This window comes from Terrabacter terrigena, assembly GCF_042676085.1.
Classification (GTDB): Bacteria; Actinomycetota; Actinomycetes; order Actinomycetales; family Dermatophilaceae; genus Terrabacter; species Terrabacter terrigena.
Map to the genome: position 1 here is coordinate 200819 of NZ_JBHTKH010000002.1, position 22015 is coordinate 222833.

General features: G+C 72.1%; 19 protein-coding genes. 7 read left to right on the plus strand and 12 right to left on the minus strand.

The features are described 5' to 3' along the window. Position 1: 1 nt before the first annotated feature. The 6 genes from ftsH to ACFQ2V_RS05265 all read right to left on the minus strand — a co-directional run bounded on the left by ftsH (position 2) and on the right by ACFQ2V_RS05265 (position 7614). A complete protein-coding gene (ftsH, locus tag ACFQ2V_RS05240; protein WP_386051386.1) occupies positions 2-2110 on the minus strand; it encodes an ATP-dependent zinc metalloprotease FtsH in 2109 nt (702 codons plus the stop codon). Between the two features lie 196 nt (positions 2111-2306). Beyond that, the gene (locus tag ACFQ2V_RS05245; RefSeq protein ID WP_386051388.1) at positions 2307-3131 is read right to left on the minus strand and encodes a DUF1028 domain-containing protein; all 825 of its coding nucleotides are present in this window, start codon (positions 3129-3131) and stop codon (positions 2307-2309) included. Further along, positions 3128-3679: a hypoxanthine phosphoribosyltransferase gene (gene hpt, locus ACFQ2V_RS05250; protein ID WP_386051390.1), complete on the minus strand. Its 552-nt coding sequence runs from the start codon at positions 3677-3679 to the stop codon at positions 3128-3130. Before hpt ends, ACFQ2V_RS05245 begins: the two co-directional genes overlap by 4 nt. A gap of 98 nt (positions 3680-3777) precedes the next feature. Next, a complete protein-coding gene (tilS, locus tag ACFQ2V_RS05255; RefSeq protein WP_386051391.1) occupies positions 3778-4776 on the minus strand; it encodes a tRNA lysidine(34) synthetase TilS in 999 nt (332 codons plus the stop codon). Between the two features lie 22 nt (positions 4777-4798). After that, entirely contained in the window at positions 4799-5896 is a 1098-nt protein-coding gene (locus tag ACFQ2V_RS05260) for a zinc-dependent metalloprotease (protein ID WP_386051393.1), read from the minus strand. A gap of 119 nt (positions 5897-6015) precedes the next feature. After that, entirely contained in the window at positions 6016-7614 is a 1599-nt protein-coding gene (locus tag ACFQ2V_RS05265) for a D-alanyl-D-alanine carboxypeptidase/D-alanyl-D-alanine-endopeptidase (RefSeq protein ID WP_386051395.1), read from the minus strand. Between the two features lie 143 nt (positions 7615-7757). Here ACFQ2V_RS05265 and ACFQ2V_RS05270 point away from each other — a divergent pair, with 143 nt between their 5' ends. Then, positions 7758-8276, plus strand: coding sequence for an inorganic diphosphatase (locus tag ACFQ2V_RS05270; protein ID WP_386051398.1), 519 nt, complete (start codon positions 7758-7760; stop codon positions 8274-8276). Positions 8277-8398: 122 nt separating this feature from the next. Here the strand turns inward: ACFQ2V_RS05270 and ACFQ2V_RS05275 are convergent, their stop codons facing one another. Next, positions 8399-9358: a LysR family transcriptional regulator gene (locus tag ACFQ2V_RS05275; protein ID WP_386051400.1), complete on the minus strand. Its 960-nt coding sequence runs from the start codon at positions 9356-9358 to the stop codon at positions 8399-8401. Positions 9359-9429: 71 nt separating this feature from the next. Here ACFQ2V_RS05275 and ACFQ2V_RS05280 point away from each other — a divergent pair, with 71 nt between their 5' ends. Then, on the plus strand, positions 9430-10128 hold the full coding sequence (locus ACFQ2V_RS05280) for a LysE family translocator (RefSeq protein WP_386051402.1): 699 nt from the start codon (positions 9430-9432) through the stop codon (positions 10126-10128). A 178-nt stretch (positions 10129-10306) separates the two neighbouring features. Here ACFQ2V_RS05280 and ACFQ2V_RS05285 read toward each other — a convergent pair whose 3' ends face one another. Then, on the minus strand, positions 10307-11842 hold the full coding sequence (locus ACFQ2V_RS05285; RefSeq protein WP_386051404.1) for an MFS transporter: 1536 nt from the start codon (positions 11840-11842) through the stop codon (positions 10307-10309). 7 nt (positions 11843-11849) lie between these two features. Next, on the minus strand, positions 11850-12104 hold the full coding sequence (locus tag ACFQ2V_RS05290) for a hypothetical protein (protein WP_386051405.1): 255 nt from the start codon (positions 12102-12104) through the stop codon (positions 11850-11852). A gap of 230 nt (positions 12105-12334) precedes the next feature. Here ACFQ2V_RS05290 and ACFQ2V_RS05295 point away from each other — a divergent pair, with 230 nt between their 5' ends. The 3 genes from ACFQ2V_RS05295 (at position 12335) to ACFQ2V_RS05305 (ending at position 14636) form a co-directional block, all read left to right on the plus strand. Further along, complete coding sequence (locus ACFQ2V_RS05295; RefSeq protein WP_386051406.1) at positions 12335-12883, plus strand: TetR/AcrR family transcriptional regulator; 549 nt, start codon at positions 12335-12337, stop codon at positions 12881-12883. Positions 12884-12952: 69 nt separating this feature from the next. After that, positions 12953-13414, plus strand: a complete 462-nt coding sequence (locus ACFQ2V_RS05300) for a MarR family winged helix-turn-helix transcriptional regulator (protein ID WP_386051408.1) — start codon at positions 12953-12955, stop codon at positions 13412-13414. A 7-nt stretch (positions 13415-13421) separates the two neighbouring features. Continuing rightward, the gene (locus ACFQ2V_RS05305; protein ID WP_386051409.1) at positions 13422-14636 is read left to right on the plus strand and encodes an MFS transporter; all 1215 of its coding nucleotides are present in this window, start codon (positions 13422-13424) and stop codon (positions 14634-14636) included. Between the two features lie 110 nt (positions 14637-14746). Here the strand turns inward: ACFQ2V_RS05305 and ACFQ2V_RS05310 are convergent, their stop codons facing one another. The 3 genes from ACFQ2V_RS05310 to ACFQ2V_RS05320 all read right to left on the minus strand — a co-directional run bounded on the left by ACFQ2V_RS05310 (position 14747) and on the right by ACFQ2V_RS05320 (position 17941). Beyond that, a complete protein-coding gene (locus tag ACFQ2V_RS05310; RefSeq protein WP_386051411.1) occupies positions 14747-15109 on the minus strand; it encodes a hypothetical protein in 363 nt (120 codons plus the stop codon). Positions 15110-15209: 100 nt separating this feature from the next. Continuing rightward, positions 15210-16541, minus strand: coding sequence for an MFS transporter (locus ACFQ2V_RS05315; RefSeq protein ID WP_386051413.1), 1332 nt, complete (start codon positions 16539-16541; stop codon positions 15210-15212). Between the two features lie 14 nt (positions 16542-16555). Continuing rightward, entirely contained in the window at positions 16556-17941 is a 1386-nt protein-coding gene (locus ACFQ2V_RS05320) for an NAD-dependent malic enzyme (protein ID WP_386051624.1), read from the minus strand. Between the two features lie 249 nt (positions 17942-18190). Between ACFQ2V_RS05320 and ACFQ2V_RS05325 the strand changes: the two genes are divergently transcribed. Then, on the plus strand, positions 18191-20638 hold the full coding sequence (locus ACFQ2V_RS05325) for an HAD-IC family P-type ATPase (protein ID WP_386051415.1): 2448 nt from the start codon (positions 18191-18193) through the stop codon (positions 20636-20638). 125 nt (positions 20639-20763) lie between these two features. After that, positions 20764-22002 (plus strand): MFS transporter, encoded by a 1239-nt coding sequence (locus tag ACFQ2V_RS05330; RefSeq protein WP_386051417.1) that lies wholly within the window; start codon positions 20764-20766, stop codon positions 22000-22002. Positions 22003-22015 lie beyond the last annotated feature (13 nt).

A 22015-nucleotide genomic window follows, 5' to 3' on the forward strand; every position in this document is an offset into this window, starting at 1 on the left:
CTCAGCCCTTCTCACCGGGGTTGACGGGCTGGTCGTCCGGGACCTCGATGACCTGCTCGGCCGGGTGCTCCTCGGCGAGCGGGTGGGCACCGACCGATGCGGCCTCGTCGATCTGCTCCTCGATGACCTTGTCGGCCGGGACGGGCGGCGGAAGGTGGCCGTTCTGGCCGCCCGCGCCGTTCTGGCGCGCCGCGATCTCGGCCGGCGTCAGCACCGGCGGGCGGTCGCTCAGCTGGCGGGTCTGTGACGACAGCCAGGTCGGGCGGGCCGGCTGCTTGACGACCGGCTTGAACAGCTCGGCGAGCTCGTGGACGTTGAGCGTCTCCTTCTCGAGCAGCTCCAGCACGAGGTGGTCGAGCAGGTCGCGGTTGGCGTTGAGGGCGGCATACGCCTCGTCGTGCGCGGCGTCGATGAGGCTGCGGACCTCCTCGTCGACGATGCGGGCGACCTCCTCGGAGTAGTCGCGCTGGTGGCCCATGTCGCGACCGAGGAAGACCTCGCCCGTGCTCTGGCCGAGCTTGATGGCGCCCACGCGCTCTGACATGCCGAACTCGGTGACCATCTTGCGCGCCATCCCGGTCGCCTTCTCGATGTCGTTGCTGGCACCGGTGGTCGGCTCGTGGAAGACGATCTCCTCGGCGACGCGGCCACCGAGGGCGTACGCGAGCTGGTCGAGGATCTCGTTGCGCGTCGTGGAGTACTTGTCGTCGATCGGCATGACCATCGTGTAGCCGAGGGCGCGGCCGCGCGGCAGGATCGTCACCTTCGTCACCGGGTCGGTGTGGTTGAGCGCCGCGGCGACGAGCGCGTGGCCGCCCTCGTGGTACGCCGTGATCTTGCGTTCCTTGGCCGACATGATGCGGGTGCGCTTCTGCGGTCCGGCGATCACGCGGTCGATGGCCTCGTCGAGCGCGGCGTTGTCGATGACCTTCTTGTCGCTGCGGGCCGTGAGCAGGGCGGCCTCGTTGAGGACGTTGGCGAGGTCGGCACCGGTGAAGCCGGGCGTGCGGCGGGCAACGGCGAGCAGGTCGACGTCGGCCGTGACGGGCTTGCCCTGGGCGTGCACCTCGAGGATGCGGTGGCGGCCGATCATGTCGGGCGCGTCGACCGCGATCTGGCGGTCGAAGCGGCCGGGGCGCAGCAGTGCCGGGTCGAGGATGTCGGGACGGTTGGTGGCCGCGATGAGGATGACGTTGGTCTTGACGTCGAAGCCGTCCATCTCGACGAGCAGCTGGTTGAGCGTCTGCTCGCGCTCGTCGTGGCCGCCGCCCATGCCGGCGCCGCGGTGGCGACCGACGGCGTCGATCTCGTCGACGAAGACGATGGCCGGCGCGTTGGCCTTGGCCTGCTCGAAGAGGTCGCGGACGCGGCTCGCGCCGACACCGACGAACATCTCGACGAAGTCGGAGCCCGAGATCGAGTAGAACGGCACGCCCGCCTCACCCGCGACCGCGCGGGCCAGCAGCGTCTTGCCGGTGCCGGGCTGGCCGTAGAGCAGCACGCCCTTGGGGATCTTGGCGCCGACCGCGAGGAACTTCGCCGGCTCCTGGAGGAACTCCTTGATCTCCTGGAGCTCCTCGATGGCCTCGTCGCAGCCGGCGACGTCGGCGAAGGTGACCTTGGGGGTGTCCTTGGTGGCGAGCTTGGCGCGCGACTTGCCGAACTGCATGACGCGGTTGCCGCCGCCCTGCATCTGCCCCATGAGGAACCAGAAGAGGCCGAGGATGATGATGATCGGCAGGATCGAGAAGAGCAGCGAGCCGAACCAGCTGGGCTCGTCGATCTGGTCGTCGACGCCGTTCGTCGGGGGCTTGGCGTTGAGCGCCTCGACGACGTCGTTGCCGCGGGCGTCGACGTAGAAGGCGTAGACCGACTTGGCGTCCTTCACCCTGCCGTCGGACGAGGTGTACGGCGTCTTGAGGGTCAGCTCCATGCGCTCGTTGTTGAGCAGTTTGGCCGACTCGACGTTGCCGTCGGTGATCTGCTTCATCGCCGCGGACGTGTCGATCCGGGGCGGGCCGGACTCCGAGAACATCATGCCGAAGACGAGCGCGCTGATGAGGACCAGGATCCACAGCAGTGGTGTGCGCAGAATGCGTTTGGCGTCCATGTACGTGCGGGGCTGGAGCGCCCCGGTCCTCCTGCTCGTCCGGTGAGTCTTTCCACCGGCACAACGTCCGGCGGACTACCAGTGTTCCGCATGGCGGGGCGGCACGGCCAACCCGGTCATCGCCTTCTGTACCCGTCCGCGACGTGCGCGGACCGTCCCCGTGTCGCGAGGCCGGCGCCCGGGGTCGGCGTCCAGGTCAGGAGGTCGCGGCGCGGAGGGCCTCGAGGACCCGCCGGTCGATGCCGTCGGGGCTGAGGCGGGCCTCGTAGTTCGCGTTGCCCGCCCAGTCGGCGAGGGCCGTCGCGACGTCGTCGGCGACGAAGCCGGCGCGGGCCAGCCGGTCGCGCACCTCGCTGGCGAGTGCGCCCTCGAGCGGCTGGACGTCCTCCGGCTTGCCGAAGTACAGCTCCCAGTCGGCGTGCAGCCGGGCCAGCTCGGTGACGGGGTCGGTGTGGTCGTCGACGCGCAGGTCGGCGAGCACGCCGCACGCGTCGTAGCCGGAGCCCGGCTCGACGGCATACAGGGCCGCGCTCTGGCGACCGCGAGAGTCACCGCCCGCGGCGTCACCGGCCGCGAGGGCTGCCAGCAGGCGCCGCGCGAGGGGTTCGCGGACGCTCTCGTGCCAGGCCCGCTCCATGGCGTCGACGACCTCGGGCCCGGTCAGGATGTTGCCCTGGATGGCGTATGCCGTCTCGCCGTCGTCGCGCGCGACGCCACCGGCCCACGGGTTGCACTCCGAGCCCGTGAAGGTGGCAGCCGAGCCCACCCCGACGACTCCGACCTGGCGTGTCTCGCGACCGTCGTCGAGCGCCGTCGCGGCGGCGAGCGCCTCGTCGGCGGGCTCACCCGCGGCGAGGCGACCCAGCAGCTCGTCGAGGTAGGCGACGCGCGCGAACGACTGGGTGGCGACGGCGCCGACCCCGGTGCGGGCGGCCGGCACCACGGCGCCCACGGCGAGGAACTTCGAGGCGACCGCGACGCCGTAGGCCTCGCCCTGCCGGGCGACGATCGAGAAGGTCACGCGTAGACGTGCGGCGCGAGGGTGCCGACGCAGCGCAGGTTGCGGTACTTCTCGGCGTAGTCGAGGCCGTAGCCGACGACGAACTCGTTGGGGATGTCGAAGCCGACGTACCTCACCGGGATGTCGACCTTGACCACGTCGGGCTTGCGCAGCAGCGTGCAGATCTCGACCGAGGCCGGGCTGCGTGACTCGAGGTTCGACTTGATCCACGAGAGCGTCAGGCCCGAGTCGATGATGTCCTCGACGATGAGCACGTGGCGGCCGCTGATGTCGGTGTCGAGGTCCTTGAGGATGCGCACGACACCCGAGCTCTTCGTGCCCGAGCCGTAGGAGGAGACGGCCATCCAGTCCATCGGCGCGGTGCCGGGCAGGGCCCGCATGAGGTCGGCCATGACGACGACGGCGCCCTTGAGGACACCGACGAGCAGGAACTCCTTGCCCTCGTAGTCCTTCCAGATGTCGCCGGCGAGCTCGGAGAGGCGGGTCTGGATCTGCTCCTCGGTGAGCAGGACCTTGGCCAGGTCATCTCCCATGTGCTCGTGGTCCACGAAGGCTCCTCTGTGCGGTGGTGCAGGCGTCGTTCAGGGCGGGTCCATTCAACCGCACCGGCCGCCGCGCCGTCCCGGCCGGGGACGGGTCCGACGGCTCAGGCGATGGCGGACTCGCGCAGGGGGCTGAAGACGATCGCGCCGGCCGTCCGGGAGACCGCGATGCCGCCCGGGACGTGGAGCGGCCCCTGCCCGTGCCACGACGTGAGCAGCGCGTCGAGGGACTCGACGTGGGCGGCGCTGACGTCGGCGAGCGGGGCCCCCGCCTCGGCGGCCAGCAGCCGCCAGACACGGGTGCGGATGGCCCGCGGCAGCCCGGACAGGGCGTCGAGGTCGACCCCGTTGCCGCCCGGGCCGGTGGGAAGCTCGGCCCGCGCCTTGATCGCCAGGCTCTCGAGGTAGTCGGCGTCCTCGCGCAGCAGGTCGGCGCTGCGCGCGAGCGCCGCGCCGAAGCCCGGACCGAGGTCCGACTCGAGGGTCGCGAGCAGGCGGCGGGCGCGGACCCGCCGGAACGAGTCGTCGGTGTTGTGCGGGTCCGACCACGGCTCGATGCCGTATGCCGCGCAGGCGGCGAGCGTCGTGGCGCGCGGCAGGGCGAGGAGCGGGCGCACGAAGCGGTCGCGGCGCACCGGCATACCGCTGAGGGAGCGGGCACCCGAGCCACGCGACAGGCCCAGCAGCACCTGCTCGGCCTGGTCGTCGCGGGTGTGACCGATGAGGACCATCGCGGCGCCGGCGCGGTCGGCGGCCGCCTCGATGGCGACGTAGCGAGCCGAGCGGGCATCGGCCTCGAGGCCGGCCCCGCTCGTGCGCACGTCGGCGCGCACGACCTCGACGGGGTCGAGGCCCAGCTCGCGGCACAGGGCCGCGGCATCGTCGGCGACCTCGGCGGAGCGCTCCTGCAGGCCGTGGTCGACCACGACGGCGCCACCGCGTACGCCGGCCCGCGGGGCCTCGAACGCCAGAGCGGCCGCGAGCGCGACGGAGTCGGGGCCGCCCGAGCAGGCGACGAGGACCACGCAGCCCTCGGGGACGTCGGACAGGTGCTCGCGCACGGCGAGACGAGTGGCGGCGACGGCGGGGTCGGGACCGGGCATCTCGTGCAGGCTCCTCACCGACTCAGCCGTGGACCCGACGCACCCAGGCGTCCGGCTCGAGGATCTCGGACGCCCGCGGCAGCGACTCGGGCGAGCTCCACACGGCGTTGAACCCGTCGCGGCCCACCTGGTCGGTGACGGCCCGGACGAAGACGGCGCCGTCGCGGTACTGGCGCATCTTGGCCTCGAGGCCGAGCAGCTTGCGCAGGAGCCGGTCGACGCCGACCGCGCTGTTGCGCCGCTGGTCGAACTTGCGCCGGATCTCCTGCACGCTGGGGATGACGAGCGGGCCGACCGCGTCCATGACGACGTCGGCGTGGCCCTCGAGGAGCGACATCACCGCGGTGAGGTCGGCGATCTTCGCCTTCTGCTCGGGGGTCGCGAAGAGCTGGCCGAGGCCCTCGCCCGAGCTCAGCACCTCGGGGAGGTTCTTCGTCAGCTGCTCGAAGCGCTTGCTCAGGTCGTCGGGGGTGGGCGCGAGGTCGACGGCCAGCGCCTGGGTGCTCGTGACCATGTGGTCACGCAGCCACGGAACCGCGGTGAACTGCACGCGGTGGGTCTCCTCGTGCATCGCGACCCAGCGCCGGAAGTCGGTCGGGTCGACGGCGAGCTTGCGTTCGGTGGCGACGATGTTGGGCGCGACGAGCAGCAGCCGCGGCGTGCCCCCGGGCGCGAGGTCGTACTGTCCGAGCACCTTGCTGGAGAGGTAGGCGAGCAGGCCGCCCATCTCGGCGCCGGTGACCTTGCCGCCGATCGCGGCCGCCGCGGCGCTGGACTGGCCCTTCTTCGAGGCGTTGAGCTTGTCGACGACGGGGTCGAGCATGGCCTTGAACGAGTCGACGTTGGCGCTGATCCAGCTGGCACGGTCGACGACGAGGGGCGCCGGCGAGCCCTCGGGGGCCACCAGGCCGCTCGTCTCGGCGACGGGGGCGACCGCCGACGCCGCGGCATCGCGCAGGTCGGCGACGATCGCCGCCGCCTCCTGGCCGGACACCTGCGGGCCTGGGTTGACGATGGCGCGACCGGTCTTCTTGGCGAACTCGTAGTCGACGTAGGCGGCCGGCGCACCTCCCGGGCCGTCGGGACGACCTGCGTCCACAGGGAGGGTCGTGTCGGTCATGCCAGCCCTTTCGTGCCGTGACGTTGTCGTCGTTCGCGCGTGGTGTCTGGGGGCGCGGCCAACCGCGGACGAGCCCGAACGCCGTGGCGATCGCACTCTCCGAGCTGGCTCTCGGCCCGTCAGCGGCACCCGCACGAGGCGACTGTCGCTACCAGTCGGTCCAACGCCGCCCGGGCGTCGTTGGTTCCCGCTCCGGCGACCATACCCACGAAGACGAGGAGCCGACCGTCGTCGTCGACGACGCTGCCCGCGAGGGCGTTGGCGCCCGTGAGCGTGCCCGTCTTGGCGCGGGCCCGGCCGGCGGCCACGTGGTCGGACCCGGTGAGCCGCTGCTCGAGGGTGCCGGTCAGCCCGGCGATGGGCAGCCCGTCGAGGGCGCTGCGCAGCACGGGGTGGCTGCCGTCGTAGCCGAGCACGAGCACGTCGGCGAGCAGGTCGGCGCGCACCCGGTTCTCGCGGGAGAGCCCGCTCGCGTCGACGAGGCGTACGCCGTCGGTGGACGGGCCGAGGGCCGCGACCTGCTCGACGACCCAGCCGCCCACGGCGGCGAAGTCGGTGGCGGCACCGGAACGGTAGGCAGCCTGCCGGGCGAGGATCTCGGTGAGCGCGTTGTCGCTGTCGGTGAGCGCGAGGGCCAGCTGCTCGCGGACCGGCGCGGACTCGACGCTGCCGAGCACGGAGCCGCGCCCGCCGACCTGGGCGGTGGCGGTGGCCGTGGCGGTGGCGGTGGGGGTGGTGGGGGTGGTGGTGCCGGCGTCGTCGGTCGGGGACGTCGTGGGGCTGGCGCCGGGGGTGCCGGTGGCGGCCTTCGTGCCGGGGGTGGGCATGGGCGAGCCGGGGGTGCCGGGAGCGTCGCCGCGCGGCGCGACCCGCACGTCGACGCCGAGCGCCGCGAGCTGCTGGGCGAACCGCGTGCGCACGGCAGCCACAGGGTCGGCGGGCCCGGGGTGGCCACCGGTGGCCCGCTGGCTGGAGAGCCCGAGCATGGCGACGGCGCCGGTGATGCCGGAGCTGCGGAAACCGGGGCTCCAGGTGGGCGCCGTGGTGGGGCCGTCGGCGTACGTCTCGTCGACGTAGAGGGTGACGCTGCGGTTGCCGCTCCTCGCCAGGGCCGCCGCGACCTGGCCGGCGAGGTCGCGCAGGCCGGCATGACCGGCCACCGCCTCGGGGTCACCCTTGCCCGGTGCGAGCAGCGAGTCACCGCCCGCGACGAGCACGATCTGGTCGGGCCGGTCGCCCTCGCGCACGACCGTACGCAGGGTCTCGTCAGGCCCGAAGGCCTGGCCGATGGCGGCCGCAGACAGCAGCTTCGTCGTCGAGGCCGGGATGCGCAGCTCGTCGCCGCCCCGGTCGAGCAGCACCGCGCCGGTCTGCCCGTCGCGCACCACGACGGCCGAGTCGCGCAGGGCCGACATCGCCAGCACCGGCGCGAGCGCCTGGTCGACGCCCGCCGGTGTCGCGGCGGCGGTCTCGCCCGCGAGCGCCGGGAGCGGCACGTCGGCGGAGACGGGCAGGCTCGGCTGCGGCACGAGGGGCAGCGTGCGCCCGGCGACGTACTCGGTGGGCGGGGGTGGCGGCAGCGGTCGCAGCGTCAGCACGCCCGGGGCGGCGTCGGCGACGTCGAGGACGGCATACCCGAGCAGGACCGTCACGGCCGACCACGCGGCCGCGACGCCGTAGGTGAAGCGGGGCGCCCGCCGCGTCGCCCATCGCACCATGCCGCTCACCCCCCGTCCGCCGTCCGTCGTGTTTCGCGCGAGGACCGCCCTTGCTGACACACTGTCGCGGACGATTCTGTCAGCCGCCGCCGGGTGCCTCGGCACCCGAGCCGCCTACCGAAGACCGTGAAGAAGGGGAAGACGTGGAGTTCGACGTCACCATCGAGATCCCGCGCGGACAGCGCAACAAGTACGAGATCGACCACGAGACCGGCCGTGTCCGCCTCGACCGCTACCTCTTCACCCCGATGGCCTACCCCGCGGACTACGGCTACATCGAGGACTCCCTCGGTGAGGACGGCGACCCGCTGGACGCCCTCGTGCTGCTGCCTGAGCCGCTCTTCCCCGGCGTCGTCGTCGAGGCCCGTCCGGTCGGGATCTTCCACATGACCGACGAGGCCGGCGGCGACGACAAGGTGCTCTGCGTGCCGGTCGACCCGCGCACCGCCGACATCCAGGACATCACCGACATCAGCAAGTTCACCCTCGCCGAGATCCAGCACTTCTTCGAGCGCTACAAGGACCTCGAGCCGGGCAAGCACGTCGAGGCCTCCGACTGGGGCGACCGCGAGGCCGCCGAGAAGATCATCGGCGAGGCGCTCGAACGCGCCAAGGAGCAGGGCGTCTCCACGGCCCGCTGGGCGATGCCGCAGGGTCACTGACCTCCCCCGCTTCCGCGCCGGCCCTCCGTCACCTCACCCGAGGAGGCGGAGGGTCAGCCATGTCGCGGCCATGAAGACGGCGAACGTCGCGAGTCGCCGAGGCCGTGGGTGACGGCGGCCGGTCAGGACTGGGCGGAAACGACCTCGGACAGGGGGGCGCCGGCCCAGCGGTCGGTGAGCTCGACGCAGACCTGACCGACGAGGTCGACGAACTCGTCGACGAGCGGGGTGAGTCTGGTGTCCCGCGAGTGGACGGCCCACAGCTCGCGGTGCAGGCGGGGACGCTCGAGCTCACGGTGGGTCGTGCCGGGCATCGCGCGAGCAGCCATCTGCGAGATGACGGCGACCCCGAGCCCGGTGGCCACGAGGGCTTGCGCCACGTCGTACGACTCGGTCTCGAACTGGATGCTCGGCTCGATGCCGGCTGCCGACGCGGCGGCGTCGAACTGGTCGCGCGCCGCCTGGCCGGCGAGGATCACGATCCACCGGTCGCCGCGCAGCTGGCTCATCCGCACTCGCTGGTCCACTGACGTCCCCGCCAGCCGGTGGTCGCTCGGCAGGCACAGCACCAGCGGGTCACGGAAGAGGCGGGTGGCCGTGAGCCAGGCCGGCAGGGTCGGCGCCTCGCCGTAGGTGCCGATGACGGCGACGTCGAGCTCGCCGGCCGCGACCCGCTCGAGCAGGTCGGGGCTCGTGCCCTCGACGATGGACAGGTCCCCTTCGGGGTGCCGGTGGCGCAGGGCTGTGACCGCCTCCGGGAGCACGCGCAGGGCCGCGGACATGAAGGTGCCGATGCGCAGGCGCCGGGACGTACGCGTCAGGGTGCCGGACATCTGCGACTCGGCCAGCTCGCACACCGCGTCGATCTCGCGGCCGTGGGCCGCCAGCGCCTCCCCGGCATCGGTGAGCCGGGCGCCGCGCGAGCCACGCACGACGAGCGGGACGCCCCACTGGCGCTCGGCCCGGGCCACCTGACCGGTGACTGCGGCTGGCGTGACTCCGAGCTCGGCGGCCGCGCCGGCCAGGGAACCGTGAGCGCCGACGAGCGCGAGCATACGCAGCTGTTCCGGTTCGATCCGCATCAAGAAATCTTAATGCTGCACATCATCGATGTGACTTCTCTGACGTCTGGTTCCAGCGAAGACTCGGTGACGTGACCATCGCAGCCGCTCTCCTCGCCTTCCTGCCCGTCGCCGTGTCGCTCGTCCTCGTGCCCGGCGTCAACAACCTCGTCGTCCTGCGCGAGACCGTCGCGCACGGGCGACCGGGAGGGTATGCCGCGATCGCCGGCACGAGCATGGGCATCCTCGCCTGGTCGGCGGCCGTCGCCCTCGGCCTGGGAACGCTGGCCACCCGGCATCCCCAGGCCTTCACGGGGTTCCAGGTGGTGGGGGCCGTCCTGCTGGTCACGAACGGGCTGTTATCAGGGCTACGAGTGCTGAGGCAGGCGAAACCCACATCCGGCCACCTCATCGTCCAGTCGAGAGAGCACTCCGTCATGCCCCGGCGAACAGGCACTCCCCATGGAGGCGGACGGAGTGCTCTCTCGGTAGGAAGGCGGGACAGCTTCCGGACCGCGGCGACGACCTCGCTCGCCAACCCACGGTGCCCGGTGACGGCGGTCTCGGTGCTGCCACAGTTCGTCGCACCGGGGTCGGCCGCGGCGATGACGACGCTCGCCCTGGGCGCGCTGTGGACCCTCGTCGCGGGACTCTGGAACGTCGTCGGCGTGCAGCTCGCCCACCGGGGCCGGGGGCTGCTCTCGCAACCCCGGGCCAAACGCACGATCGAAGGCGTCAGCGCGGCCGCGCTCGTCGCCGTCGGCATCTCGGTCGCCTCGGCCGCTGCGTGACCTCTCGCCACGGAGCCGGCCGGACCAGCCGTTCGCCCACCCATGCGGGAACGCGGCGTTCGGTCGCGAGCTCGCTGTTGGATCAGCGAGCTCGAGACCGAACACCGCGTTCGGCGTGAAGAACGTGGGGGTTTCGAGGCTGGGTCTCGCGGGCGGGTGTGGTGGCGTAGGCCGAGGGTCAGCCGGCCTCGGCGCTGTCGGCTGCCGCCACTGCGACCCTCTCGGGTGTCGGCTCGGCCGCGGCCACCTCGGGCGCAGGCTCCCGACGCGGCCGGAGCACCACCGCGGCGACGAGCAGGGCCACGAGCGTGAAGCTCGCCGAGGTGTAGAAGGCCGGCTCGACGCCGGGGACGAACTGCCCCGGCACCGACTGCGACGCGTACACGCTGACGATGGCGGCCAGGCCGACCGCGCCGCCGAGCTGCTGCGCCGTCTGGAGCAGGCCCGAGACCGTGCCGGCCTGGGACCGCTCGACGCCGCCGAGCACGACCACCGTGACCGGCATGAAGACGAGCGCGGCCGAGACTCCGTTGAGCACCAGCGCACCCAGGAGGTGGCCGGCATACGTGCTCGTGGTCGAGATCGAGCTCAGCCACACGAAGCTCGCGGTGAGACCCAGCGTGCCGACGAGGAGCATCGGCCGGGGGCCGACCCTGGCGACGAGCCGGGCGCTGACCCGCGAGGTCGCGAAGATCGCGAGGCTGAGCGGGAGGAACGCCGCACCGGTGGCGACCGGGCTGAAGCCGAGCACGAGCTGGAGGTACTGCGTCACGAGGAAGAACGTCGAGAACTGCGCGCCGACGACGAGCGCCATGAGCACGAGGGCTCCGCCGCGGGTGCGGTTGCGCACGAGCGAGAGCGGCAGCAGGGGTGCGGGAACGCGGTTCTCGGTGCGGACGAACAGACCGATCAGGGCCACGCCGACGACGAACGAGGCGAGGGTGAGCGGCGCCGTCCACCCGCGGTCGGCGGCACTGATGAAGCCGTGCACGACCGCGACCGATCCGAGGGTGGCGGTGACCGCACCGACGACGTCGAAACGACCGCGGATGCGTGGCGTCTCGGAGACGAAGCGTCGCGCGAGGAGCAGCACACCGATGCCGATCGGGACGTTGACGAACAGGGTCCAGTGCCAGCTGACGAAGTCGGTGAGCGCGCCGCCGAGGAGCAGGCCGATGGACGCGCCGGCCGACGAGACGGCGGTGAAGAGGGCCAGGGCGCGGTTGCGGGCCGCCTCGTTCGGGGCGCTGGTCGTCACGAGGGCGAGCACTCCGGGAGCGGCCAGTGCGGCGCCGACGCCCTGCAGGGTGCGCGCGGCGATGAGCCAGGCGGGTGACGTCGCGAGTCCGCCGAGGAGGCTCGCGACGGTGAAGAGACCGAGGCCGAGCTCGAAGGTGCGCAGCCGCCCGAGCACGTCGCCGAGGCGGCCGCCGAGGAGCAGCAGGCCACCGAAGGCGAGGGTGTACGCGTTGAGCACCCACGACAGGCCGGCCGGCGAGAAGCCCAGGTCGGTCTGGATGTGCGGCAGGGCGACGTTCACGACGGTGGCGTCGAGCACGAGCATGAGCTGCGCCACGAGCACGACGCCGACTCCGATGGCGGCCCGGCGCGCGGCGCGGGGGCTCGAGGCATCGGCAGGGGCGGACGAGATGGATGGGTGGGACGAGGTGACGGGGGTGGCGCCGGTGGGCGCCTGTGTGGTGCTGGTCGACATCAGGGCCTCAGGATTCCTGGAGGGTCGGGTGGAACTGCGTCTGGATCTGCGTCTGGATCTGGGTGTGGACCTGCTGCCGCGGCTTCTCGTGCGTGCCGCCCTCCGGCGCCATCGGCGTGAACGCCGTGGCGCGGGTGCGGGCGGCGCCCGCGGTGCGGGCGGCGCCGTGGTTTCGGCTGACGAGCGGTGCGCGGTGGGTGGTCGCGAGGTGCGACATGTGCATGCGCACGGCCTGTCGGGTGGGACGGATGGTGGTTGTCATGGGTGCTCGACTCCTCTTTGACGACGGTCGGCGCTACGATTAGCGGAGAACCACTCCGGTTCTGCTTGACCCACAATACGGAGACAGTCTCCGTTTTAGCAAGGGAGTTTCTCGTGACGCCTGCCGACACCGGCAAGGCGACGCTCGACTCGTCGCCGGGATCCGTTGCCACGCAAACGAATCCGCCGGCCACGGACGCTCCGGAAACTCCTCAGGAATCTGCTCGCCCGATGCGGGCCGACGCCCGCCGCAACTACGAGAAGATCCTCGCGACGGCCCGCGTGGTCTTCACCGAGCGGGGCACGGACTCCTCCCTCGACGAGATCGCCAAGCGCGCCGGCGTCGGCCCCGGCACCCTCTACCGGCACTTCCCCACCCGCGAGGCGCTCGTCGACGCGCTCATGCAGGACTGGACCGACCGCGTGGCCTCCGACGCCGACGCCGCCATCGCGACCGACGCACCCGCCCCCGCGATGCTGCTCGACTGGTTCGAGCACTTCATCGAGCACATCACGCTCCACCGTGGCGCTGCCACGAAGATCTGCGCGGCCATGGACGACCCCGCCTCGCCGATGTACCGCAAGTGCCGCGTCATGGGCGAGGCCAACCGCCGCGTCATCGAGCACCTCGACGAGCGCGGTGAGCTGCGGCCCGGTGTCGACCCGGCCAACGTGATGCGCCTGGTCAGCGGCGTGGCGAGCGTCGCCGACACCAGCCGCGCCGCGATCGAGGTGCGGCCGATGCTCGAGGTCGTCGTCGACGGGATCGTCCGCGCCTGACCGGGTCGAACGGTCTGGCCGCGCATCTTCGACTTGATATACATAGGTTCTCTATGTAAATTGGATCGGGTGACCGTTCCGACAACCCTGGGCAACGACCTGCTGCGGTCGGCCGCGCGACTCTCGCGCTGGGCCAGCCGACACGCCTCGTTCGACGTGCCCTTCGCGCAGGCCCGGCTGCTCGCCCTGCTCGACGAGCTCGGCCCCTCGCGGGTCAGCACGCTCGCGGCTGCCGATCACAGCAGCCAGCCGACCATCACCACCCAGCTGCAGCGTCTCGAGGCCTCGGGCTGGGTGCACCGCGCATCCGACCCCGACGACGCACGAGCCACGGTGGTCTCGCTCAGCGACGAGGGCCAGGCCGCGCTCGAGAGCGTGCGCCGGGCCCGGCTGGCCGTCCTGTCCCCCGTCCTCGACCAGCTCGACGGCCCGGCCCTCGCCCGCGTCCAGGTCGCCATCGAGGTCATGAACGAGCTGCTGGCCCTGGCCTCGGGCACCACCGACCACCACCCCACCCGAAAGGACGGATGACCACCCCATGTGGCGTCAACCCAAGACCGTCTGGTCGATCGCCTTCGCCTGCGTGATCTCCTTCATGGGCATCGGCCTCGTCGACCCCATCCTCAAGCCGATCGCCGACGAGCTCGGCGCTGGCCCCTCGCAGGTCTCGCTCCTCTTCACGAGCTACCTCGCCGTCATGGGGGTCGCGATGCTCGGCACCGGCTGGGTGAGCAGCCGCGTCGGCGCCAAGCGCACCCTCCTGCTCGGCCTGGCCCTGATCATCGTCGGCTCCGCCCTGGCGGGCAGCCAGGACACCGTCGGCGGCATCGTCGCCTTCCGCGCCCTCTGGGGGCTCGGCAACGCGCTGTTCATCGCGACGGCACTCGCGACGATCGTCAACGCGGCATCCGGCTCGGTGAAGCAGGCGATCATCCTCTACGAGGCCGCCCTTGGTGTCGGCATCGCGACCGGCCCACTGCTCGGTGGCTGGCTCGGCGGCATCTCGTGGCGCTGGCCGTTCTACGGCGTCGCCGTCCTCATGGCCGTCGCCTTCATCGCGACCGTGACGACCCTGCCGGCTACGCCCCCGGCCGCGCGCCCGACGTCGATCACCGCGCCGCTCAAGGCCCTCGGCCACCGCGGCCTGCTCACCGTCGGCGTCACGGCGCTGCTCTACAACTTCGGCTTCTTCACGCTCCTCGCCTTCACACCGTTCCCCCTGGCGATGGGCGCCCACGAGATCGGCTTCATCTTCTTCGGCTGGGGCCTGCTGCTCGCCATCACCTCGGTGTTCGTGGCGCCGATGGTGCAGCGCCGGTTCGGCACCATGGCCGGAATCGTGGGAGCGCTGCTCGGCTTCGCCGTGATCCTCGCCGTCATGGCGGTCGCGACGGACCACAAGGCCGTCCTCGTCGTCGGCGTCATCCTTGCCGGCGCGTTCCTCGGCGTGAACAACACGCTCATCACCGAGACGGTCATGAAGGTCGCGCCCGTCGAGCGCGGCGTCGCGTCGGCGGCATACAGCTTCGTCCGCTTCAGTGGCGGTGCGGTCGCCCCGTGGCTCGCCGGAAACCTCGGTGAGCGGTCGATCCACCTGCCGTTCTGGGTCGGTTCGGTCGCCGTCGTGCTCGCCGTCGTCGTACTGTCGACCGCCCGCAGGGTCATCGGCGCTCTCGACGAAGCACCCGGCCACGGCGCAGAGCCGGTCGCCTCGCAGACCGAGGCAGAGGCCCTCACCGTCGGCGACGCCTGACCCCCTCGAACCACCCCCTCGAACCACCTCACCGAATGCGGCGTTCGGTGCCGAACTCGCCGGTACGACACGGCGTTCGGCATCGAACGCCGCGTTCGCGCGTCCGATGCTCAGCGGAGGAGGTGCTCGATGCCGGTGCCCCCGCGGCGGCGTCGGCCCCCGCGGATGTCGTAGGAGTCGAGCAGCAGCTCGGCGAGCTCACGATCGTCGAGCAGGTCCAGGCGCGCCCACATCGTGACGCGGTAGCGGAAGGTGTCGATGCGCACGAACGTGTCGCGTCTGCCGGCGAGCGCCCGACCGGTGTCCATCTCCCCGGTCCAGACCTGGACGAGCTCGTGCCCGTCGTCGTCCCGACGCAGGCGAGCGAACGTATGCCGTCCGGCGTACCAGGCGGGCGAGCCCGAGTGGGCGACCCCGCGCCCGGCCCCGGGCAGCCGCCCGGCCATCTCGTCCACGTCGGCCCACGTCGCCATCGCGCCTCCTCCCTCGGCACGCTAGCGCCGCGCCGACCTCCCGTGGCCACTCGACGTGCACGAAGCGCCCACGGGTGGCCACTCGACGGTGGCGGGGTCGTCAGTGGAAGGTGACGGAGCGGCCTGCCTGCATGGCGGCATACGCCTCCGGGTCGGCCTCGAGCATGGCGCGACGCGACCTGTGCCGGTAGCGCAGGACCTGCACGATGCCGAGGGCCCACACGGGGTACTGCACCGTCATCGCGATGCGGAACGAGTCGACGTCCCACGTCGACGGCCCTGCGGGGGCGACGTGGTCCAGCACGACACCGACGAGCGCCACTGCGGTGAGCGTCGCGACGAAGCCGCCGGTGTTGACGATGCCCGAGGCGCTGCCGAGGCGAGTCGGCGGGTTGAAGGTGCGCGCCAGGTCGAAACCGATCATGGAGCCCGGGCCGCCGACGGCGATCACCACGACGAGCGCGACCAGCAGCCACAGCGGCGCACGGCCGGGCCAGATCAGCACGACCGTCCACGCCACGACGGCGGCGGCCACGATCCACAGCACCAGCGTGCTGCGCGAGAACGGGTAGCGCATCGTCAGCGTGCCGATGACAGGGCTGGAGACGACCGTCGTGATCACCATGGCCATGAGCAGGATGCTGGCCGTTGCCGGTGAGAGTCCTTCTCCTGCAACGAGGAACGGGAAGCCCCACAGCATCGTGAACATGTTCGCGGCGAACTGCGACGTGAAGTGCGACCACAGGCCGAGGCGGGTGCCCGGCACCAGCCAGGCCGACCGCAGGGTGCGGGCGACGGCCCGCAGTCGCAGCTCGTCGCGGCGACGGTCGGCGTACGGGCTGTCCTTGACGAGGACCACCAGCGCGACGCCGGTGACCACCCCGAAGGAGGCGGCGACGGCATACGACGGCGTCCAGCCGAACCGGTCGAGCGCGGCAGCCAGCGGGCCCGCGGAGGCGAAGGCGCCGATCTGCCCGAGGACACCGGTCAGCTGGGTGACCATCGGCGTGCGACGAGGTGAGAACCAGAGCGCGACGAGTCGCAGCACCGAGATGAAGACCATCGCGTCGCCGATGCCGAGCAGCACCCGGCACACCAGTGCGGCCGGGAACGAGTGCACGAACGCGAAGCCGAGCTGGGCCGCCGTGAGCAGGGTGAGGCCGATGCCGAGCAGCTTCTTCGACCCGTAGCGGTCGAGCAGCGCCCCGACCGGCAGCTGCATCGCCGCGTAGACGAAGACCTGCACGATGGTGAACGTGGACAGCTGCGAGCTGCTGATGCCGAAGCGATCGGCGGCCTCGAGGCCGGCGACACCGAGCGAGGTGCGGTGGAAGACGGCGAGGACGTAGACGGCGATCGCCGCGGCCCACACGGCCCAGGCGCGCCGACCGTCGAGAGGATAGAGCTGTCCGGAGTGGGAGGTGCTCGTCATCCTGTCTTTCGTCCTCAGCTGGCCCCGGTCGTCGGGATGTTGCTGGAAGGCGCCTTGGGCACGCAGTCGACGATCGCCCTGGCGACCGTCTTGCTCATGTCGGGCTGGAAGACGCTGGGGATGATGTAGTTCGGGTTGAGCTGCTCGTCGGTGACGACGGACGCGATGGCGTCGGCGGCCTTGATGAGCATCTCGGTCGTGACGTCGGTGGCCCGGGCGTCGAGCAGCCCTCGGAAGACCCCGGGGAACGCCAGGACGTTGTTGATCTGGTTCGGGTAGTCGCTGCGCCCGGAGGCGACGACGGTGGCGCGCTGGGTCGCCTCGTGGATGTCGACCTCGGGGTCGGGGTTGGCGAGCGCGAACACGATGCGCTTGTCGGCCATCTCGTCGATCCAGTCGGGGTGCAGGATGCGCGGGGCGCTGACGCCGATGAAGACGTCGGCACCCTGCAGGCCGTCGCGGAGCGTGCCGGTGAGGCCACGCGGGTTGGTCTTCTCGGCGAGCTCGCGCCAGGCCGGCGTCAGCGAGTCGTCGGCCTTGTTGAGCAGGCCCGGCCGGTCGCTCACCGTGACGTCGGTCGCGCCGGCGGCGAGGAGCAGCTGGACGATCGCGGAGCCGGCCGCGCCACCGCCGGAGACGACGATGCGGGCGTCCGGCAGCTTCTTGTCGATGATGCGCAGCGCGTTCTTGAGCGCCGCGAGCACGACGATGGCGGTGCCGTGCTGGTCGTCGTGGAAGACGGGGATCGAGAGGCGCTCGCGCAGCTTGGCCTCGATCTCGAAGCACCGGGGCGCCGCGATGTCCTCGAGGTTGATGCCGCCGAAGCCCGGCGCGATGAGCTCGACCGTGCGCACGATCTCGTCGACGTCGGTGGTGTCGATGCAGATCGGCCAGGCGTCGATGTCGGCGAACCGCTTGAACAGGGCCGCCTTGCCCTCCATGACGGGCAGCGCCGCCATCGGCCCGATGTCGCCGAGCCCGAGGACGGCCGTGCCGTCGGTGACGACCGCCACCGAGTTGCCCTTGATGGTGAGGCGCGGGACGTCCTCGGGGTGCTCGAAGAGCGCCTGGCTCACGCGCCCGACACCGGGGGTGTAGGCCATCGCGAGGTCCTGGCGGTTGCGGAGGTTGACCTTGCTCTCGACGGAGATCTTGCCGCCGAGGTGGAGCAGGAAGACGCGGTCGGAGACCTTGTGCACCCGCACGCCCTCGAGCGTCTCGACGGCGGCGACGATCTCGGTCGAGTGCTCGGCGTTGCTCGCCGAGCAGGTGAGGTCGATGACGAGCCGGTCGGGGTGCGAGTCGACGATGTCGAGCGCGGTCGTGATGCCGCCGCTCTCGGCCACCTTGACCGCGAGCGTGCCGATGACGGCCGGGTCGGTGCCGGTGTGGATTCGCATCGTGATCGAGTAGGAGGCGGTGGTGGCGCGGGCACGTTGGATCGACTCAGTCACGGGCCAATCGTCCCACGATCCGAGAGCGCCCCCGCACTCGTCCGCAGACCGATCAGTAACAAAGGTCCGGGCCTGCCGGCCGGCGCAGGCACCGGGCGTATGCCGTCTCGCCGGCTGCATTGGCACCGTTGCCGTTCGGGGCCCTCACCGCACGAACACGAGGCGGCCTGCTCAGCGGCATACGACAATGGGCGCGTGACCACCGCCGAGGACACCCACCTGACGCGGGCGTCCGGGCTCACGGGCGCAGAGGTCGACGAGCGCGTCGCTCGAGGGGCCGTGAACCGGCTCGCGGAGCGCACGTCCCGCTCGGTGGGCGAGATCGTGCGGGCCAACGTGCTGACCCGCTTCAACGCGATCCTCGGGGCGCTCTTCGTCCTGGTCATGGTGACCGGGTCGTGGGCAGACGGGCTCTTCGGCCTGGTCCTCGTCGTCAACTCCGCGATCGGCATCACCCAGGAGTACCTCGCCAAACGCAAGCTCGACCGGATCGCGCTGCTCAACGCGCCCACGACCAGGGTCGTGCGCGACGGCGAGGTGCGCGTCGTGCCGACCACTGAGGTCGTGCAGGACGACCTCGTCGAGCTGCGGACGGGCGACGAGGTGCCGGCCGACGGGCCTCTCGTCCTGAGCGCCGGGCTCGAGCTCAACGAGGCCAACCTCACGGGCGAGTCCGATCCCGTGGCCCACGACGAGGGCGACGAGATCATGTCGGGCACGAGCGTCGTCGCCGGCTCCGGGCGCTACCACGCACGACACGTCGGGGCCGACGCCTACGTCAACCGGATCGCCGCGGACGCCCGCCGGTTCACCCGCACCCGATCGGAGATCCAGGAGTCGGTCAACACCCTCCTGCGCTACATCACGTGGGTCATCGCGGTCGCACTGCCCATCGCGGTCTGGTCGCAGTGGCGCACCGTCGGCGACCGCGGCTGGCAGCAGGTCGTCATCCGCTCCGCTGCCGGAGTGGTCGGGCTCGTGCCCGAGGGGCTCGTGCTGCTCACCTCGGTCGCCTTCCTCCTGTCGGCCGTGCAGCTGACCCGGCGCAACGTGCTCGTGCAGCAGCTCCCCGCCGTCGAGGGCCTCGCCCGCGTAGACGTCGTCTGCCTCGACAAGACCGGCACGCTCACCGCGGGTGAGATCGCCTACGAGGACGCCGAGTCGATCGAGGGACAGGACGTCGACGAGATCCGTTGTGCGCTGGGCGCGCTCGCCGACGACCCCAACGCCAACGGCACGCTGACGGCCGTCGCGGCCGTGCTCGCGTCGCCCGGCTGGGAGCGCACCCGCACCATCCCGTTCAACTCCGCACGCAAGTGGAGCGCCGCCTGCTTCACCGACCACGCGACGTGGGTGATCGGCGCCCCGGAGGTGCTGCTCGCCGCCGACCCGCAGCCGAGCCCACCGGAGGCCATCGAGGCGATCCGGGCCCGGGTGGCCGAGCTCGCGGCGTCCGGCCGACGCGTGGTCCTGCTCGCCCGCAGCGGCATCGACCTCACCGACCCGACCCTGCCGCGCGACATCACGCCCGCCGCGCTCGTCACCCTGAGCGAGCAGGTGCGCCCGGACGCCCGCGACACCCTCGCCTACTTCGCCGAGCAGCACGTCGCGATCAAGGTCATCTCGGGCGACAACCCCGTCACGGTGGCCGCCGTCGCCCGCGAGGTCGGACTCGACGTCGGCGAGCCGGTCGATGCGCGCACGCTCCCGGACGACGCCGACGCGCTCCGCGAGGTGCTCGCCCGCACCACCGTCTTCGGCCGTGTCACCCCTGAGCAGAAGCGCGCTTTCGTCCACGCCCTGCAGGCCGACGGGCACGTCGTCGCGATGACGGGCGACGGGGTCAACGACGCCCTGGCCCTCAAGGACGCCGACATCGGGGTGGCGATGGGCAACGGGGCGCAGGCGACGAAGGCCGTCGCCGAGCTCGTCCTGCTCGACGGCCGGTTCTCTCACCTGCCGGACGTCCTCGCCGAGGGCCGCCGGGTCATCGGCAACGTCGAGCGGGTCGCCAACCTCTTCGTCGCGAAGAACGCGATGAGCCTCGTCGCGATCCTCGCGGCGGCGCTCGCCTCCCTGCCCTTCCCGTTCCTGCCGCGCCACCTCACGCTGGTCTCCGCGGTGACGATCGGGATCCCCGCCTTCTTCCTCGCGCTGGGGCCGAACCGGCGCCGCTACCTGCCGGGGTTCCTCGGGCGCATCCTCCGGTTCGCCGTGCCGTCGGGGGCCGTCGCGGGACTGGCGGTGATCGCCTCGTACCTGCTCGCCGGCAGCGGCTACGGCGTGCCGCGCGAGCAGTTCGCAGCCCGGTGCGCCGTCGAGGAGGGTGGACGAACGGTGGCGGAGGTCGCCTGCTGGCAGCCCGGCAGCGGCGCGACGATCACGCTGCTCGCCGTCTTCTTCTGGATCCTGGCGGTGCTGGCGCGTCCCTTCCTGGCCTGGAAGGCCGGGCTCGTCGCTGCGATGGTCGTGCTCGCGGTGCTGGCCTTCGTCGTGCCGTTCGCCGCGCAGCTCTTCAACCTCGACGCACCGGGGGCTCTGCTGTGGCAGTCGCTGGCGACCGGCCTCGTCGGCGCGGCCATGGTCGAGGTCGTCTACCGCCTCTCGCCGTCCGTGCGGCATGCGCACCACGTCCGTGACTGAGGGGCGGCGGCCCGGTCCCGTGGACGCCGTACACTGGGGGCTGCACAGGGATCCGGCGTGACCTGATGGGCGGGTAGGCACGCACCCGCCGTCGCGCACCCCGCGACCAGATCCGGAGCAGCCCTGTGTCCCCGATCGACTCGTACCGCCACCTGTTCGGCCTCACCGGCCGCACGTACATCGTCGTCGCCTTCCTCGCCCGTATGCCGCTCGCCATGAGCCAGCTCGGCACCCTCCTGCTCGTGTCCGACGATACCGGCAGCTACGGCGCCGGTGGCTTCTGCGCGGGTGCGCTCGCCGTCGCCAACGCCGCCGGTGCACCGTTCTGGGGAGCCCGCGCGGACCGGCTCGGTCAGCGTCGCGTCGTCGCCGTCCAGTCCCTGTCCGGCGCGGCCGGGCTGCTCGCCCTCCTGCTCGTCGTGAACGCCGGGATGCCTTGGGGCGCAGCCGCCGTCGCGAGTGCGGCGACCGGACTGCTGCTCCCGCAGATCGGCCCGCTGGCCCGGGTCCGTTGGCGTCCGATCACGGCCGACACGGGCCCGCGGCAGCACCGGCTCGTCGACGCGGCCTTCTCCTACGAGGGGGCGGCTGACGAGGCGTCGTTCGTGCTGGGCCCGGCGCTCGTCGGCCTCGGCGTCTCGGTCGCGAGCCCCACGGCCGCGCTGGCCCTCGCCGCGCTGGGCCTCGCGGTCTTCGGCACGTGGTTCGCCCTGCACGAGACCGCGACGGTCACCCACGCTGCGACGTCGGGGGCGACCGCGGCTGTCGGGCGTCTCATGACCCCGGCTCTCGTCGTGCTCTGCGCCGCACAGGTGCTCGTGGGCAGCGTCTTCGGATCGGTCCAGACGGGCACGTCGGTCCTCGCCACCTCGGCCGGCAGCGCCGGTGCGACCGGCTACTTCCACGCCCTGCTCGGGGTCGGCAGCGTGCTCGCCGGCCTCGCCGTGGCGGCCCTGCCCGCGCGGTTCGGCCTGCCGGCGCGCCTGCGCTGGTTCGCCGTCGGCCTGCTCGTGCTGTCGGCGCCGCTCCTGCTCGTCGGCTCCCTGCCCGCGCTCGTCCCCGTGCTCCTCGTCCTCGGCTGCACGGTCGCGCCCTACATGATCACGACGTTCACCCTCGGCGAGCGGGTGACGCCCGCCTCGCGCACGGGCGCGGCGATGACGGCCCTGGCGGCGGCCACGGGGCTCGGCTACGCGATCGGGGCGGCTGCCGCCGGACGGCTCGCCGACTGGGGCGGTCACACCCCGGCGTATGCCGTCACCGTGGTCGCGGGTGCCGCCGCCGTCGCACTCACGTGGACGTGCGGTCGCGTCCTCACCGCCGCCGCCGCGGCACACACCGCCCCGACCGCCGCCGTCGACTGACCGCGCGCCGGTT

Coding starts and splice junctions, on each gene's coding strand:
- ACFQ2V_RS05290 (WP_386051405.1), bottom strand. CDS start 12,104: ATGACAACCACCATCCGTCCCACCCGACAGGCCGTGCGCATGCACATG.
- ACFQ2V_RS05315 (WP_386051413.1), bottom strand. CDS start 16,541: ATGACGAGCACCTCCCACTCCGGACAGCTCTATCCTCTCGACGGTCGG.
- ACFQ2V_RS05265 (WP_386051395.1), bottom strand. CDS start 7,614: ATGGTGCGATGGGCGACGCGGCGGGCGCCCCGCTTCACCTACGGCGTC.
- tilS (WP_386051391.1), bottom strand. CDS start 4,776: ATGCCCGGTCCCGACCCCGCCGTCGCCGCCACTCGTCTCGCCGTGCGC.
- ACFQ2V_RS05275 (WP_386051400.1), bottom strand. CDS start 9,358: ATGCGGATCGAACCGGAACAGCTGCGTATGCTCGCGCTCGTCGGCGCT.
- ACFQ2V_RS05260 (WP_386051393.1), bottom strand. CDS start 5,896: ATGACCGACACGACCCTCCCTGTGGACGCAGGTCGTCCCGACGGCCCG.
- ACFQ2V_RS05320 (WP_386051624.1), bottom strand. CDS start 17,941: ATGCGAATCCACACCGGCACCGACCCGGCCGTCATCGGCACGCTCGCG.
- ACFQ2V_RS05305 (WP_386051409.1), top strand. CDS start 13,422: ATGTGGCGTCAACCCAAGACCGTCTGGTCGATCGCCTTCGCCTGCGTG.
- ACFQ2V_RS05285 (WP_386051404.1), bottom strand. CDS start 11,842: ATGTCGACCAGCACCACACAGGCGCCCACCGGCGCCACCCCCGTCACC.
- ACFQ2V_RS05295 (WP_386051406.1), top strand. CDS start 12,335: ATGCGGGCCGACGCCCGCCGCAACTACGAGAAGATCCTCGCGACGGCC.
- ftsH (WP_386051386.1), bottom strand. CDS start 2,110: ATGGACGCCAAACGCATTCTGCGCACACCACTGCTGTGGATCCTGGTC.
- ACFQ2V_RS05310 (WP_386051411.1), bottom strand. CDS start 15,109: ATGGCGACGTGGGCCGACGTGGACGAGATGGCCGGGCGGCTGCCCGGG.